Here is a 16305-nt window from a genome sequence, read left to right on the forward strand (position 1 = left end):
AAATAAAAAGGCCGGATTTCTCCGGCCTTTTTATTTTTGAGGACTATATAGTCATCAGAGAGTCAAGCTTAAGCTTTCTGGATATTGGAAGCCTGCTTGCCCTTAGGACCTTCGGTAACATCAAATGATACACGTTGGCCTTCCTTCAGACTCTTGTAGCCAGCTTCTACAATTGCGGAGAAGTGTGCGAACAAATCGTCACCACCATCATCCGGGGTAATGAAGCCAAAACCTTTGGAATCATTAAACCACTTTACTGTACCTGTTGCCATTTCAATACTTCCTTGCATATATCTAAGGGGAGGCGACCCCAAAAGTTTGTACTTCAAGAATTAAAGTCGGTAGTTGCCGGCTACAATGCACTCGAATTCCAAACGCCTGTTGCGTTTTTACGTGGGTTGTTCGAATAAGTCAAGCGCTTTTTAGATGGCATTTGTTATTTTTTTCATCTCCATGCTTGATCGTGCAAGTACTATGCAAGGAACTCCCTGCGCGCTTTACAAAAAAAATCCCAGCATGCATCATCATTGTGGATTCCGCGTAATCAAGAATATAGATTGGCTTGAACATTAATGGCTGCCACCGTATCGAACAAACTGGGCGGACTCGCTCGTGTATTGATTCACCAGAACATGCTGAGCGAGGATGAGGCCGTCACCATCCAGGCAGCTGCCAGCGACAAGCAGATTTCATTCATCAGCCAGCTGCTGCAATCGCGCAAGTTCACTGCATTGCAAATCGCCCAGGCATCCTCCCAGGCCTTTGGTTATCCATTGCTGGACCTCAATACGTTAAACCCCGAATTCCTTCCCAGCAAAGGCATCAGCCCGCAACTCATGCAGAGCTACCGCGTCATCACGCTCTACAATCGCGGCAACAATATGTTTGTGGCCTTGTCCGACCCCACCAACCTACCCATGCTTGATGAAATCCAGTTCCAGACCGGCAAGACATTGTTGCCGGTCATTGTCGAGGATGACAAGCTGGGGAAATGGATAGACAGACTGGTGGAAGCAAGTGACACCACCATGCAATCCCTGGTCAGTGAAGACGACTTCGGCCTGGAGTCGGAAGAAAAGGAGAGCGAGCCGGAGCCCACGCTCGAAATTGAAGACGCCCCAGTCGTCAAGTACATCCAGAAAATCTTGCTCGACGCGATCAACATGGGCGCATCCGACCTGCATTTCGAACCCTATGAGAAGTTTTACCGCATCCGCTACCGTGTAGACGGCATCCTGCGCGAGATTGCCCAGCCGCCGCTTGCGATCAAGGATAAGCTGGCATCACGCATCAAGGTCATCTCCAACCTCGACATCTCGGAAAAACGCATTCCCCAGGATGGCCGTATGAAACTGGTGCTGTCCAAGACACGCACCATCGATTTTCGTGTCAGCACGCTGCCCCTGATCAACGGCGAGAAAATCGTGATGCGTATCCTCGACCCCAGCAGCGCCAAGCTCGGGATCGACGCCCTTGGCTATGAGCCCGACCAGAAGGAGGCATTGCTCCATGCAGTGACCCGCCCTTATGGCCTGGTCCTGGTCACGGGTCCGACCGGGTCAGGAAAAACGGTTTCACTGTATACCTGCCTCAATATCCTCAACGAGCCCGGCGTGAACATTTCCACGGCGGAAGACCCTGCGGAAATCCCGTTGCCCGGCATCAACCAGGTCAATGTCAATGACAAACAAGGGCTGACATTCGCAGCGGCCCTGAAATCCTTCCTGCGGCAGGATCCGGACATCATCATGATCGGGGAAATTCGTGATCTGGAAACTGCCGACATGGCGATCAAGGCAGCATCTACCGGCCATATGGTGCTTTCCACCCTGCATACCAATGATGCCCCCTCCACCTTGACGCGACTGGTGAATATGGGGGTGGCCCCCTTCAATATTGCCTCTGCCGTGTCGTTAATAACAGCACAGCGCCTGGCGCGCAAGCTGTGCCCGCATTGCAAGGTACCGGCCGACATTCCGCGCGAAACCCTGCTAGACATTGGTTTCAAGGAGGAGGATCTGGACGGCAGCTGGCAGCCCTATGCAGCCAACCCTGAAGGATGCGAGTACTGTACCCTTGGCTACAAGGGCCGGGTCGGGATTTACCAGGTCATGCCGGTATCCGAGGAGATGAGCCGCATCATCATGAAAAACGGCACATCGCACGACATTGCAGACCAGGCACAGCGGGAAGGCATCCGCGACTTGCGGCAATCCGGCTTGCTCAAGGTCAAGCAGGGGCTGACCTCGCTGGAGGAAATTGAAGCTGTCACCAACGAATAGAACGAAATTAGGAAGCCATGGCTGCCAAGGAAACAAAGGAAGTGACGTACGCCTGGGAGGGCACGGACAGGAAAGGCAAGCGCGTCAAGGGGGAGATGAAGGCCAGCGGTGAAGCCTTCGTCAAGGCCACGCTGCGCCGCCAAGGTATCAATGTCGTCAAAATCAGCAAACAGCGCTTCAAGTCCGGCGGCAAGATTACAGACAAGGATGTCACGTTATTCACCCGCCAGCTCGCCACCATGATGAAAGCCGGTGTTCCTCTGCTACAGGCGTTTGATATCGTCGGGAAGGGGCATAGCAATCCTGCAGTAAGCAAGCTGCTTGGCGACATCAAGGCTGACGTGGAAACCGGGAGCAGCCTGAGTCAGGCTTTCCGCAAATACCCCTTGTATTTCGACAACCTGTTCTGCAACCTTGTTGGCGCCGGCGAGCAGGCCGGTATCCTGGACTCCCTGCTGGACAGACTTGCCACCTACAAGGAAAAGATCCTCGCCATCAAGGGCAAGATCAAGTCGGCCCTGTTCTATCCCATCTCCATTATCGTGGTGGCTTTCGTGATCACCGCCGTCATCATGATTTTCGTGATTCCGGCATTCAAGGAGCTGTTCAGCAGCTTCGGTGCCGACTTACCTGCCCCCACCGTCATGGTCATGGCGATATCCGATTTCTTCGTTGACTACTGGTGGGCCATCTTCGGATCGATTGGCGGTGCCCTCTGGTTCTTCTTCTACACCTGGAAACGTTCAGAAAAGATGCAATCCAGCATGGACAGGCTGCTGCTCAAGATGCCCATTTTTGGCGAGGTGATCCGCAAGGCCACGATTGCACGTTTCTCGCGCACGTTGTCCACCATGTTTGCCGCCGGTGTCCCGCTGGTCGAGGCGCTGGATTCAGTTGCTGGCGCGTCAGGCAACCGCGTCTATCATGACGCAACCAAGAAGGTTCAGAGCGAGATCAGCACAGGTGCCAGCCTCACCGTCGCGATGCAGAACACGGAAGTCTTTCCCAATATGGTGCTGCAAATGGTCGCTATCGGCGAGGAGTCCGGCGCACTGGATTCCATGCTGGGCAAGGTGGCGGATTTTTACGAGGGTGAAGTGGATGACGCAGTTGAGGCCCTTTCGAGCTTGATGGAGCCTATCATCATGGTAGTGCTCGGCACCCTGATTGGCGGCCTGGTGATCGCCATGTACCTGCCGATATTCAAGATGGGCCAAGTAGTGTAGGCATATTATGCCGACGGAAAAACTGTATTGATATGCAACACCGATCATCAAGGAAGTGATCCCTTCCCTTGATGATCGCGCACCCTACCTTACTTCTTGCTTCCTGGTGCCGCTGCCATGGCCTTTTCGATATCCTTGGCCGGATATGCACCCAGCATCCGCTTGCCATCGGCAAAAATCAGGGTCGGGGTGCTGGTCACATTGAGCTTACGCCCCAGTTCAGCCACTTTTTCGATTGGGGTATCGCAGGTTCCCTGCGCCTTGGGCAACTGCCCGTTCAATATCCAGTCATTCCAGGCCTTGGCACGGTCTGGTGCACACCATATGGCGCGTGACTTGTTGGCGGCATCAGGATGGAGCTGCTCCAATGGGAACAGGAAGGTATAAATCGTCACGTCATTGATATTGCTGAGCTCTTTTTGCTCGAGGCGCTTGCAGTAAGGACAGTCGGGATCGGAAAACACCACCAGCTTACGGCTGCCATTACCCTTGACCACTTTGACCGCCTGATCCAACGGGAGGGAGGCGAAATCAACCCTGGTCAACTCATCCATGCGCTCACCCGTGATGTCGCGCTTGCTCTTGGGCTCTACCAATCGCCCTTCGGCAATCAGGAAGCTGAACTTGTCATCGGTATAAATGATCTGGCCATCAAGGAAGACTTCATACAAACCAGCATAAGGTGTCTTCACCACACTATCCACTTTGACCTTGGGATAAGTGGCCTCTATCGCCTTCTTCAGGCCGGCTTCATCCGCCCAGGCATGCGTCGCGAACAACGAAGCCGCCAACATTGCAATCCACTTCTTAGACATAAGCTCAATTCTTTCCCTGTGATTCAAAAATCAAATGACCGCATAATGTACCAGCTGTTTTTTCAAGGCCGGCATACGGTTCAAGCATTTCATACCCTCATTGCGCAACATCCTGACCCAGGGTATTGGACGTGCATACAACATACTTAACCCATGTGTCAGCAATCGCATGGACATCATATCGGCTTTACGTGCCCGCTCATAACGGCGCAACACGAATATGTCGCCTGGCAGACGCCTGGCCTGCTTCCCTGAAACCGCTTCGGCCAATGCCTGCACATCGCGGAAACCCAGGTTGACTCCCTGCCCAGCCAGGGGATGGACCAAGTGCGCTGCATCCCCCACCAGGGCCAGGCCAGGCTTGACCAGGCTGCTTGTTTCCTGCATCGCCAGCGGAAAGGCCTGCGCCGGGGTAACCAGCATCAACCGGCCCAGGCGATGCTGCCCGGCAGCAGCCACCTCTTGCGCCAGTGTATCAGCATCCAATGCCATCAAGGCCTGCGCCCTGGCATTATCCACTGACCAGACAATGGAAATATGCTGCTGCGGCAACGGCAGCCAGGCAAGCACATCGTTGCCGCGAAACCATTGACATGCTTGCGACTGGTGCGGATGCTCACATGCAAAATTGGCCACTACGCCCATCTGTGCATAATCATGCCGTCTCAGCGTGATATCCGCTTGGGCGCGCAGCCAGGAGTAAGCCCCGTCGGCCCCGACCAGCAATGGGGCAGCATAGGTGCCGCCGTTAGCTGCATGCAACACCACATTTTCTGGATTCCAGTCAACTCCATCAATGCTGATTTCATCATTCACAGGTACATCCAAGCTCATCAGTCTGGCAAGCAAGGCCTGCTGCAGGCGGCTTCCCTCGACGATGACACTCAAGCTGGCCAGGTTGGCAGCATACGCATCCAGCTCCAGGGCCGCACCATCGTCACCCCATATCCGCATGCTATCTACCGCACAAACCCGCTCAGCGTCCAACAATGGCCAGACGCCCAATTGCTCCAGCCAGGCAACATTGCCCGGGCTCAGGGCGTAAATCCGGCTGTCCCATGCGGCCAATCCAAGCCCAGCCCGCTCGCCTCCAACCTTGCCCTGCTCCAGCAGCATCACGCGATGGCCTTTCAGCTTGAGTGCTATCGCCGTCGCGACACCGACCAGGCCAGCACCCAGCACCATGATGTCAAACTCATGTTTCAAATCTGCCATGCCAGCATTTCTCCCGTGTTAACGCTGTTCCCCATGTTAACCCCTAGGCCCGAAACTCATCTTGCTGACCAGGTGCTGCTTGGCCAATGGCAGCATGTCCAGCAGACCCAATCCCAGCGAGCGGATCTTGCGCAATCCGACGATATCATTCGAGAACACATTGACGAGAAAGTCGGTGAACAGCAAGCCGCCACGGGTATCCGCCTTGCGGCTTGCCTGGTAAGCCTGCATCATCCTGTCCATCCCCCATTCTTCAGATGGCGTTTGCGCCAGCAATTGCGCCAGCTCCCAGGCGTCTCGCATGCCGACATTGAACCCCTGCCCGGCTACGGGATGCATGGTCTGGGCGGCATTGCCGATCACCGTCAGGTGCGGTGCCGTGACCGGCTTGAGATAGGACAGTTTGAGCGGGAAGCTGAGGCGCTTGCCCACCGTGAGGAAGCGCCCGACACGGTCGCCGAAATGGGTGTGCAAGGCCTCTAGGAAAGCAGCGTCATCCAGTGCCAGAAGCGCTTGAACCTCCTCTGCCTTGCCAGTCCAGACCAGGGAGAAATCCCGGGTGCCGTTTGGCAGCAACGCTACCGGCCCGGCTGGCGTGAAACGCTCATAGGCGATGTTGTCGTGAGGCAGCTCGCATGAGACTTTGCTCACCAGAGCATCATGCCCGTAGTGCTTGGTCTCACGCTCCAGGCCTGGGATGTCCGCCAGGCTGCGCCCGCCATCCGCCAGCACCGTCATCCTGCTGTTGCAGGAATATGCCTGCGCTTGGTACTGGTATTCGACATGCGCCGCTTCACGGCCTGGCTTGATGGCAAGCGCTTCGGCTTCGTAGCGTACCTGAATGCCGGGAAACTGCCGGATGGCATCATCCAATGCTGCAGAAAGGTCGCCATAAGACAGCACGTAGCCCAGCGCAGGCTGGTCGTGATCCTCCGCCTTGAGCAGGCTGCGCCCCAGGCTGCCGCGTTGTGAAACGTGGATGGTATTGATGGCTGTCGCCTTTGGCTTGAGGCCGGACCACAAGCCAAGGCGCTCAAGAATCAGGATGCTGCCATAGGACAACGCCAGCGCGCGCTGGTCATGATGTGCGGCCCCGTGGGCACGGGCCTCGAGCACGGTAGCGTCGATGCCCTTATACTGCAGGGCCAGGGCCAGGGTCGCCCCGACCGGCCCGCCACCCACGATCAACAGGTCATGTTCCATCGCCATGCTCATGATACCGCCATCCAGTCCTCGATTTCCTGCACGGTTTTCGGCGCGGCTGCCGTGGTGACTTCATGTCCGTCTACGGTGACAACCGCGTTGTCCTCAATGCGGATACCGATATTCCAGAAATGCTCCGGCACGTCCTCCGCCGGCCGGATGTAGCAGCCCGGCTCCACCGTTAGCACCATACCTGGCTGCAACAGGCGCCAGGCGCCGTCCGCCTGCTTATATTCTCCTGCATCATGCACGTCCAGTCCGAGCCAGTGCCCCGTGCGGTGCATATAGAAGCGCCGGTAATCGCCCGACTCCAGCACGCCGCCCAGCGATCCCCTGCACAAGCCAAAATCGATCAGCCCCTGTACCAGCACATTCAGTGCAGCCTCATGCGGCGCATTCCAGTGCTGCCCGGGCCTGACCTGCGCAATCGCCGCCTCCTGGGCGGCCAGTACCAATTCGTAGATGTCCTTCTGCACTGGGCCGAATTTGCCATTCACTGGAAAGGTGCGTGTAATGTCGGCGGCATATCCTGACAACTCACACCCGGCATCAATCAACAGCAGATCGCCATCATTGAGCCTGTCTTGGTTGGTGACATAGTGCAGCACGCAGGCATTGCCGCCCCCGGCCACAATAGAAGTATAGGCAGGAGCGCGGCTGCCCCGCCGGTAGAACTCATAAAGGATTTCGGCTTCGACTTCGTACTCCATCATGCCTGGCTTAGCCGTCCGCATCGCCCGCTTATGCGCATCCACCGTGATTGCTGCGGCCTTGCGCATCAGCGTCAGCTCATCAGGGGACTTGATCAAGCGCATGTCATCCAGCAAGCGGCGCACATCGACTATCGCTGCCGGAGCGACGATGCCACTACGCGCCTGGCTAGCAAGCTGCTTGAACCAGCCGCCAACTCTCAGGTCCCAGGCTGGGTCAGTCCCCAACGCAAAAAACAGCTGCTGCTGGTTGGCAAGATATTCGCCTACGCGCTGGTCGAGTTCGCTGATGCTGTATGCCTCTTCGAACCCAAAGACCTCACGCGCGCCTGCCGGCCCGTGACGGAAACCGTCCCAGATTTCACGCTCGATATCCTTGTCGCGGCAGAACAGGATGCTTTTGGGAGTTTCGCCGGCGACGAGCACGATGACAGCCTCAGGCTCGTCAAACCCGCTCAGATAATAGAAATAGCTATCGAAGCGGTAGGGATAATGGCTGTCGCGGTTACGCACCGCCTCGGCCGCAGTGGGAATGACCGCCACGCCATGAACCATTTTCTGCATCAGCGCCTGCCTGCGCGCCTTGAATTCCTCGATTTTCACTGTTTCAACTGGCACGGTGGTGGGTGCGCTCCATGAAGGTGGTGGTGAATGATGCCGGTGTTTTCATACCGAGTGGCGCAGCTGCTCGTCCAGGCTTTGCAACCGCTCCGGCGTGCCGATGTCATGCCAGACGCCCTGGTGGTGGAAAGCCGTAGCCTGGTCACGCATGATGGCCTCCTTCAGCAAGGGCGCCAGCTTGGCAACATCTCCCCGTACTACGCCCTTGAACAAGGCAGGGTCATAAGCAGCCACGCCAGAGAAAGTCAGCCGGTTGCGGCCATCTATCAGCAGCTTGCCGTCGTCCAGCGCGAAGTCGCCATGCGCATGCTGCGGCGGGTTGTCCACCAGCGCAAGATACGCCAAGTAGCCAGGCTGCAAACCTTCGCGCAGCTGCGCGAAGTCAATATCGCAGAATATATCGCCGTTGACCACGAGAAATGGCGCGTCCCCAAGCAAAGGCAACGCATTGGCAATACCGCCCGCCGTTTCCAGCGCAACCTGCTCAGGAGAGTAGGAAATGGATAAGCCCCATCGAGCGCCATCGCCAAGTGCGTTTTCAAGGTGCTGCCCAAGGTGCGCATGGTTAATGACGACCTCCTTGAAGCCTGCCGTTGCCAGTCGCTCGAGATGCCAGACGATGAGCGGCTTGCCTCCCACTTGCAGCAGGGGTTTGGGCGTCGTGTCAGTCAATGGCCGCATACGCTCTCCACGGCCTGCGGCAAGGATCATGGCTTTCAAGGTGAGGGGCTCTCCATCAAAAGGTGTAACCGAATTGTGGCTCGCGCTTTTCCAGTTCGTCGAGCAAGCGTAATAAAGGCCTGAGCTCACCATAACGGACACATACCTGGCGCACATAGTTCATGAAGCGAGGCGTGTCGGCGAGATACTTAGGCTTGCCGTCGCGGTAATGGATGCGCGCGAATATGCCCAGCACCTTGAGGTGGCGCTGCAAGCCCATCCACTCGAAATCCCGGTAAAAATCACCGAAGTCCGATCGCACCGGCAAACCGGCCTTGCGCGCCTTTTCCCAATAGCGGATCGTGCCATCCAGCACACGCTCCTCTTGCCAGCTGATGAAGGCATCCTTGAACAGCGAGGCCACGTCATAGCTGATTGGGCCGTATACCGCGTCCTGGAAATCGAGGATGCCGGGAGAAGGGGTGCTGATCATCAGGTTGCGCGGCATATAGTCACGATGCACGTAAACCGATGGCTGAGCCAGGTTATAACGCACAATGGTGCTGAATGCATTTTCCAGTGTGCTGCGCTGCGACTCGCTCAGCTCGACATTGAGGTGCCGTGCCACATACCAGTCAGGGAACAGGCACAGCTCGCGCCGCAGCAAGGCCTCATCATACGCTGGCAACACTCCCGGCCTGCTGGCCAGTTGCCAGGTCACCAAAGCATCGATCGCATCGCGGAATAACGTATCAGCATTGTCCTCGTTCAGCACATCGAGGAATGTCTGGGCTCCCAGATCGGTCAACAGCAGGAAACCGTTTTCCACATCCTGCGCCAGCACCTTTGGCACATTGAGCCCCGCTTGTTCAAACAGGGCAGCCACTTTCACAAACGGCCGGCAATCTTCCTGCGGCGGAGGCGCATCCATGGCGATCAGCGTCGCACCGTCGGCAAGGTGGACGCGGAAATAACGCCTGAAGCTTGCGTCTGCAGAAGCTGTGGTCAAGTGATGCGGTTTTCCCTGCAGTGCCTGGTGAAGCCAGTCGTTGAGTTGATCAAGGCGCGACACGAGCGATTCGTCCTAGAGTAATGCGACCATTACGATGGTCTTGAAAAAGGAAACCATGCATATTTTCAAGGCATGGGGGAAAATTTAAAATTTCTTTTAATTCAAATACAAAGCAATGTCACAAGTGATTTATGGATTGCCTAAAATAGCAAATTATGCGATTTTATCATCCATAAAACAAACACGCGCTTACTTTAAAGTCTCGCCACCACTGAATCATTGTGAAAATTCGCCCCATCACTTTTCTTGTCGCGCTTGTTTGCCTGGGATTCGGCCATGCACATGCCAAAGACACCCAGGATACAAACGTCATCGATCCATCGCCTGAAAACCTGCCAGATCCTGATGCCATCATCATCGAAGGCGACAAGGTGCAGGTATATCTGGATCGCAGGCTCAAATCCATTGGCAACGCGTCACTGTCCACCGGGCAGCAAAAAGTGCATGGAGACACTATCGAATATGACGTGCAGAACGAAGAACTGCACGTGATCGGCAATGTGCGCCTGGAAACCAAGGGAGGACGCATCACAGGCCCTGAGCTGCGCATGAAGCCTTCGGAAAGCATAGGTGAAATGAAGAAACCAGCTTTCGAACTTGATTCGCAGTTCGCCAATATGCCCCAATTCGGCACCTCGGGGAATAGGCGCCAGGACAATGACAATCTTGTTTACAGCTCCAACAGTACCACGCCCCTGACCCAGCAGAACATTGAGGATAGCGGTTATGCCCCCGGCTTGAGCCGCAAACAGGGGGTTTCACGTGGCGATGCCTCCGGTGTCGTGTTCGAAGGCCCGGACCGCAAGCGCCTGAAGGATGCGCGCTATACCACGTGTGAAGTAGGTTCGGACGACTGGTACATCCGCGCCAAGGAGCTGGAGCTGGACGACTATACGAGAACCGGCACCGCCCGCAATGCGCGCGTGGAGTTCCAGGGCGTCCCCATTCTCTGGACACCCTGGATCAATTTCTCCTTCCTCAATCAGCGTAAATCAGGCTTCCTGGCGCCCACCTGGGGTACTACCAGCCGCAGCGGTTTCGAGTTCCTGGTCCCGTTCTATTGGAATATTGCGCCCGATATGGATGCTACGATTGGCACCCGCTTCCTGAGCAAGCGCGGTGTGCAGTTTCAGGGTGAATTCCGTTACTTGAACGAGAATTACCAGGGAACGGCCAATCTGGAGTACCTGCCGAGCGACAGCAGCACTGGGGAGAACCGCTACTATGCCAAGTTCGCCCACCTGCACAACTTTCATAACGGCTGGACGGCGGCATATAACTTGGAGAAAGTCTCCGATGACAGGTATTTCTCTGAAATGTCCACCCGCATCGTCACCACCAGCCGGGTGAACCTGCCGCAACAGGCTTATGTCAACTATGCCGATGAAAACTGGACCTTCAACGCCCTGGTGCAGAAATTCCAGACACTGGATGGGCTCAACTATCCCCTGCAGCGCCTGCCGCAACTCACACTGACCGGCGACAATGAATGGGGTCCGTTCGACGTCAAGTTGTTTACCCAATGGGCGAATTTTGACCGCAACAATGATGCCATCAGTACCCAGGCCACATTGGGGGGCGGCACATTGGATACACTGGTTACGGGCAAACGCCTGGTAGCCTATCCCAGCATCAGCCTGCCCATGGCGCGCCCTTATGGATACATCACTCCCAAGCTGGGGCTGCATTACACCCAATACCAGGTCGACAATGGCGCCTTTACGCTGAGGGATAGTAACGGCAACATCACATCACAAGACGAATACCAGTCACAAAGCCGCACCCTGCCGATTTTCAGCATAGACAGCGGCCTTTACTTTGACCGCGACGTCCGCATCGTCAAGAATCGCTACACGCAGACACTGGAGCCGCGGATGTATTATGTTTATATCCCTTATCGCGACCAGTCGCTGATTCCCGTTTATGACTCCAGCATCTCGGACTTGAACATGGGCTCCTTATTTTTGGAGAACCAGTTCACCGGCCAGGATCGCATCAATAATGCCAACCAGCTGACACTGGCATTCACGAGCCGCATGATCAGCAAGAATACCGGCGAGCAGCGCCTGGCTGTGACAGTAGGCCAGCGCTATTATTTTGCTGATGAAAAGGTATACCTGCCTGGAGTCAACCCGCGTTCCGGCGACACATCCGACATCATCGGCGAAATTACTGCGCGGCTGCTCAACAACTGGAATATCGACATCTTCGGTCAATACAACACTGACCGTAGTGTTTACGTGCGCAACAACATCAGCGCACGCTATAACCCCGAGCCTGGCAAAACACTCAATATCGGCTACCGCTATACCGAAGACCGCCTGGACCAAATCAACCTTTCCGGCCAGTGGCCTCTGGGCAAGGGCTGGTACGGCCTTGGTCGCTGGAACTACTCCCTGCGCGAGAACCAGCCGATCGAAGGCATTGCCGGCCTGGAATATGATGCCGGTTGCTGGCAAGCCAGGACCGTCATGCAACGCGTATCTACCGCCACTGCAGACGCCAACTATGCACTCTATTTCCAGCTTGAGCTGGGTGGCCTGGCCTCCATCGGGCAAAACCCGCTCAAACTTCTTAACCGCGCTATTCCCGGCTATACTAGCTCCAGCCTGATCCCGGACTCCTACCAGTAATTACCTTATGCACAATCACGTTTTCAAGACTATCGCCAGACATGGCCTGATCGCTCTGTTTTTTTTCTTCAGCATTTCCGCCATGGCAGCAGAGGTCGCCAAGATGGACCGCATCGTCGCCATCGTCGACCAAGGCGTGATCACGGAGAAAGAGCTGGAAGACCGCATCCAGACTGTTATTGCGCAGCTGGAAAAACAAGGTACCCAGCTTCCCCCACGCGACGTGCTACAAAAGCAGATCCTCGAGCGGCTCATCAATGACAGGCTGCAGCTGCAATATGCTGCGCAGACCGGATTGCGTGTGGACGACGCCCAGCTCGACAAGACCATAGAGCGCATTGCAGAACAGAACAAGCTCAGCACGGGAGAGTTCCGCAAGGCACTGGAGGCTGAAGGCATTCCCTACCGCAAGTTCCGGGAAGACATCCGCAACGAAATCATCCTCGCCCGGCTGCGCGAGCGGGAAGTAGACAACCGCGTCAATGTCACGGAATCGGAAATCGATAATTTCCTGACTACCCAATCTTCGCGCAATGACATTCAGGATGAATTCGAAGTGGCCCATATCCTGATCCGTGCCCCGGAAGAAAGCACACCGGAAGAACTACAAAAGCTCAAGGCAAAAGCAGAAGCCGCACTGAAGGAATTGCAGAGCGGCGCAGATTTTGCCCAGGTCTCTGCAGGGTACTCTGATGCCCCCAATGCGTTGGAAGGCGGGATACTGGGATGGAAGGCTTCATCCCAGCTACCCTCACTCTTCGTGGACGCCTTGCAAGCCCTGCAGCCTGGCCAGCTTTCGCCTGTATTGCGCAGCCCCAACGGCTATCATATCCTCAAGCTGCTCAACCGGCGTGGCGGCAGCTCACCGCTCGTGGTGGACCAGACCCATGTGCGCCATATCCTCATCAAACTCAGTGAAGTAGTATCAGAACTGGAAGCTGAGCAGAAAATCAACTCCATCAAGGAACGCTTGGACCATGGTGCCGATTTTGCCGAACTGGCTCGCCAGTATTCGGAAGATGCCTCTGCCAACAACGGCGGAGATCTGGGCTGGACCAACGCAGGCGACACCGTTCCTGCATTTGAGAAGGCCATGAATGCGCTAGACATCAACGAGATTAGCGCACCTGTACGCACTCCATTCGGCTGGCACATCATTCAGGTGCTTGAGCGACGCAAGCAGGATATGACGCAGGAATCTGCTCGACTCAAGGCCAGGCAGGAAATCCGCGCGCGCAAGGCCGACGACGCATTCCAGGACTGGCTCAGCGAGCTGCGTGACCGCGCCTACGTGGAATATCGCCTGGAAGACAAATACTAGGCTAGCACATTGGAGATGATGCCCCGTATCGTCGTCACCGCCGGCGAGCCCGCCGGTATCGGGATCGACTTGTGCGTCATGCTGGCAGGGCACCCCCTCCCTTGCTATCTTGCCGTCATTGCCGACAGAGATGTGCTAGCATCGCGTGCCCATGCATTGGGCTTGCCCCTGAATATACATGTCTACGATCCAGCCCACTGGGCACCTCACCAGGGACAATCCCGGCTCGTGGTCTTGCATCATCCATGCGCAGCCCCAGTCACTGCTGGGCAACTTGACCCGCGCAACAGCACTTATGTACTACATACACTAGAGCGCGCAATTGACGGCTGCATGCAAGGCGAGTTTGGTGCCATGGTCACCGCTCCCGTGCATAAAGGGATCATCAACGAGGCTGGCATTGCCTTTACCGGCCACACAGAATTTCTAGCCGAACGCACCCATACCCCGCATGTCGTCATGATGCTGGTGGGCGGAAGCCTGCGCGTTGCGCTGGCCACCACCCACCTGCCCCTGGCGGAAGTCAGCCAGGCCATTACACAGGAAAGCCTGGACACCACGATCCGCATCCTGCATCGCGACCTGGTCCAGAAATTCGGCATCGCAAACCCACGCATTCTGGTGACAGGGCTGAACCCCCATGCAGGAGAAGGTGGCCACCTGGGGATGGAAGAAATCACCACCATCAATCCGGTGCTGGAAAAACTGCGGCGGGAAGGCATGCAATTGAGGGGCCCCCTGCCTGCCGATACTTTATTTACTCCGCACAATCTGGCACAGGGCGACTGCGTGCTCGCGATGTATCACGACCAGGGCCTGCCCGTGCTCAAGCATGCCAGCTTCGGCACTGGCGTCAATGTCACGCTGGGGCTACCCATGATACGCACCTCGGTTGACCATGGCACTGCACTGGACCTGGCCGGCAAAGGCAATATCGAGATTGGCAGCCTGCTCAGCGCCATTCAGCTTGCGATCAATTTGGCAGGAAATCGTCCCCAACCATCATGAAACATGTTGCAAAAAAACGCTTTGGCCAAAACTTTCTCACTGACCGCGCCATCATCAACAGCCTGATTGACGCCATTGCTCCTCAACCGCAGGATTGCATGGTGGAAATCGGCCCGGGCCTGGGCGCCATGACGCAGCCGTTGTTGGAGCGCCTGCAGCATCTGCACGTGGTAGAAATCGATCGTGACATCATCCAATGGATGCAGGGTCACTATCCGCAGGACAAGCTCACCATCTATGCCAGCGACGCGCTCAAGTTCAATTTCGGCAATATCAGCGACCGCCTGCGCGTCGTCGGCAACCTGCCCTACAACATCTCCACGCCCATCCTGTTCCACCTGCTCGACAATGTGCCACACATCATCGACATGCACTTCATGCTGCAAAAGGAAGTCGTGGAACGCATGGTAGCAGCCCCCTCCAGCGCGGCCTATGGGCGGCTTTCCGTGATGCTGCAATACCGACTGCACATGGAATACCTGCTCACCGTTCCGCCCGAGGCCTTTGATCCAGCACCCAAGGTAGAGTCAGCATTCGTACGTGCGGTACCTTATACCGTCCTGCCCCATCCGGCTAAGGACGAAGCCCTGCTTGGCAGGATCGTGACCGCTGCGTTTGCCCAGCGCCGCAAGACCTTGCGCAATACGCTCAAAGGCCTGCTGGACGACACTGGTTTTGCATCCCTGGGCATAGACCCACAGTTACGGGCGGAAAATATTGCCCCTGCCGGCTTCGTTGCCATCGCCAACTATCTGGCGGCATGAAAGCCGGCTGATATAATGCCGGATTGAAAAGAGGAGACCACATGAGAGTCATACTATTAGGCGCACCGGGGGCTGGTAAAGGCACCCAGGCCACCTTCATCAAGGAAGCATTCGACATCCCGCAGATTTCCACCGGTGACATGCTGCGTGCCGCAGTGAAGGCGGGCACCCAGCTGGGCCTGGAAGCCAAGCGTTATATGGACTCCGGCGGCCTGGTCCCGGATGATGTCATCATCGGCCTCGTCAAGGAACGCATCAAGGATGCCGACTGCCAGCAAGGCTTCCTGTTCGACGGCTTCCCCCGCACCATCCCCCAGGCGGAAGCGATGAAGCAGGCTGGGGTCGATATCGACTATGTGGTTGAAATCGATGTGCCCGATGAGGAAATCATCAAGCGCATGAGCGGCCGCCGCACGCATTTGCCATCCGGCCGAACCTATCATGTCGTATTCAATCCGCCCAAAGTCGCGGGGAAGGACGATGTCACCGGCGAGGATCTGGTACAGCGCGACGACGACAAGGAAGAAACCGTCGCCAAGCGCCTGGAGGTGTACCATCGCCAGACCAAGCCGCTGGTGGACTATTATTCCAACTGGGCAGCAAACGGCGCCGCCAATGCCCCCAAATATGTGCGTATTTCCGGCCTGGGTGAAGTCAGTGAAATCCGCAGGCAAGTCTTGCAGGCGCTTGGCAAGTAGCAAACCCCTCCGCCGATGCAGGTCGGCACATTGATTTCATCATCAATATCAAAAAGCCGAACATTCTGTTCGGCTTT

General features: G+C 56.3%; 14 protein-coding genes. 7 read left to right on the plus strand and 7 right to left on the minus strand.

What is annotated here, in order from left to right; translation table 11 throughout:
• Window positions 1–68 precede the first annotated feature (68 nt).
• Window positions 69–272, minus strand: coding sequence for a cold-shock protein (locus MFLA_RS10950; RefSeq protein ID WP_011480361.1), 204 nt, complete (start codon window positions 270–272; stop codon window positions 69–71).
• A 300-nt stretch (window positions 273–572) separates the two neighbouring features.
• Here MFLA_RS10950 and pilB point away from each other — a divergent pair, with 300 nt between their 5' ends.
• Together pilB and MFLA_RS10960 are read left to right on the plus strand one after the other, a co-directional pair.
• Window positions 573–2282, plus strand: coding sequence for a type IV-A pilus assembly ATPase PilB (gene pilB / locus MFLA_RS10955; protein ID WP_011480362.1), 1710 nt, complete (start codon window positions 573–575; stop codon window positions 2280–2282).
• Between the two features lie 17 nt (window positions 2283–2299).
• Window positions 2300–3508: a type II secretion system F family protein gene (locus tag MFLA_RS10960; protein ID WP_011480363.1), complete on the plus strand. Its 1209-nt coding sequence runs from the start codon at window positions 2300–2302 to the stop codon at window positions 3506–3508.
• An 89-nt stretch (window positions 3509–3597) separates the two neighbouring features.
• Here the strand turns inward: MFLA_RS10960 and MFLA_RS10965 are convergent, their stop codons facing one another.
• Genes MFLA_RS10965 through MFLA_RS10990 form a run of 6 tightly spaced genes read right to left on the minus strand, consistent with a single transcriptional unit; the run spans window position 3598 to window position 9804 of the window.
• Window positions 3598–4323, minus strand: a complete 726-nt coding sequence (locus MFLA_RS10965) for a DsbC family protein (RefSeq protein WP_011480364.1) — start codon at window positions 4321–4323, stop codon at window positions 3598–3600.
• 30 nt (window positions 4324–4353) lie between these two features.
• Complete coding sequence (locus MFLA_RS10970) at window positions 4354–5538, minus strand: FAD-dependent monooxygenase (protein ID WP_011480365.1); 1185 nt, start codon at window positions 5536–5538, stop codon at window positions 4354–4356.
• A 36-nt stretch (window positions 5539–5574) separates the two neighbouring features.
• Window positions 5575–6747, minus strand: a complete 1173-nt coding sequence (locus MFLA_RS10975) for an FAD-dependent monooxygenase (protein ID WP_048811970.1) — start codon at window positions 6745–6747, stop codon at window positions 5575–5577.
• 2 nt (window positions 6748–6749) lie between these two features.
• The gene (locus MFLA_RS10980) at window positions 6750–8069 is read right to left on the minus strand and encodes an aminopeptidase P N-terminal domain-containing protein (protein ID WP_011480367.1); all 1320 of its coding nucleotides are present in this window, start codon (window positions 8067–8069) and stop codon (window positions 6750–6752) included.
• Between the two features lie 48 nt (window positions 8070–8117).
• Window positions 8118–8783, minus strand: coding sequence for an N-acetylmuramate alpha-1-phosphate uridylyltransferase MurU (murU, locus tag MFLA_RS10985; protein ID WP_011480368.1), 666 nt, complete (start codon window positions 8781–8783; stop codon window positions 8118–8120).
• A gap of 25 nt (window positions 8784–8808) precedes the next feature.
• Window positions 8809–9804 carry an aminoglycoside phosphotransferase family protein gene (locus MFLA_RS10990; RefSeq protein WP_011480369.1) on the minus strand — a complete coding sequence of 332 codons (996 nt, stop codon included), beginning with the start codon at window positions 9802–9804 and terminating at the stop codon, window positions 8809–8811.
• 221 nt (window positions 9805–10025) lie between these two features.
• On the opposite strand from MFLA_RS10990, the gene MFLA_RS10995 reads away from it, so the two are divergent.
• The 5 genes from MFLA_RS10995 to adk are packed head-to-tail and all read left to right on the plus strand — an operon-like array spanning window position 10026 to window position 16228.
• The gene (locus MFLA_RS10995; protein ID WP_011480370.1) at window positions 10026–12437 is read left to right on the plus strand and encodes an LPS-assembly protein LptD; all 2412 of its coding nucleotides are present in this window, start codon (window positions 10026–10028) and stop codon (window positions 12435–12437) included.
• A gap of 7 nt (window positions 12438–12444) precedes the next feature.
• Window positions 12445–13758, plus strand: a complete 1314-nt coding sequence (locus MFLA_RS11000) for a peptidylprolyl isomerase (protein WP_011480371.1) — start codon at window positions 12445–12447, stop codon at window positions 13756–13758.
• Window positions 13759–13773: 15 nt separating this feature from the next.
• Complete coding sequence (pdxA, locus tag MFLA_RS11005; protein WP_011480372.1) at window positions 13774–14766, plus strand: 4-hydroxythreonine-4-phosphate dehydrogenase PdxA; 993 nt, start codon at window positions 13774–13776, stop codon at window positions 14764–14766.
• On the plus strand, window positions 14763–15530 hold the full coding sequence (rsmA, locus tag MFLA_RS11010) for a 16S rRNA (adenine(1518)-N(6)/adenine(1519)-N(6))-dimethyltransferase RsmA (protein ID WP_011480373.1): 768 nt from the start codon (window positions 14763–14765) through the stop codon (window positions 15528–15530). Before pdxA ends, rsmA begins: the two co-directional genes overlap by 4 nt.
• A 41-nt stretch (window positions 15531–15571) precedes the next feature.
• Window positions 15572–16228 carry an adenylate kinase gene (gene adk, locus MFLA_RS11015; protein ID WP_011480374.1) on the plus strand — a complete coding sequence of 219 codons (657 nt, stop codon included), beginning with the start codon at window positions 15572–15574 and terminating at the stop codon, window positions 16226–16228.
• Window positions 16229–16305 lie beyond the last annotated feature (77 nt).

The sequence above is a fragment of the Methylobacillus flagellatus KT genome, assembly GCF_000013705.1.
Classification (GTDB): domain Bacteria; phylum Pseudomonadota; class Gammaproteobacteria; order Burkholderiales; family Methylophilaceae; genus Methylobacillus; species Methylobacillus flagellatus.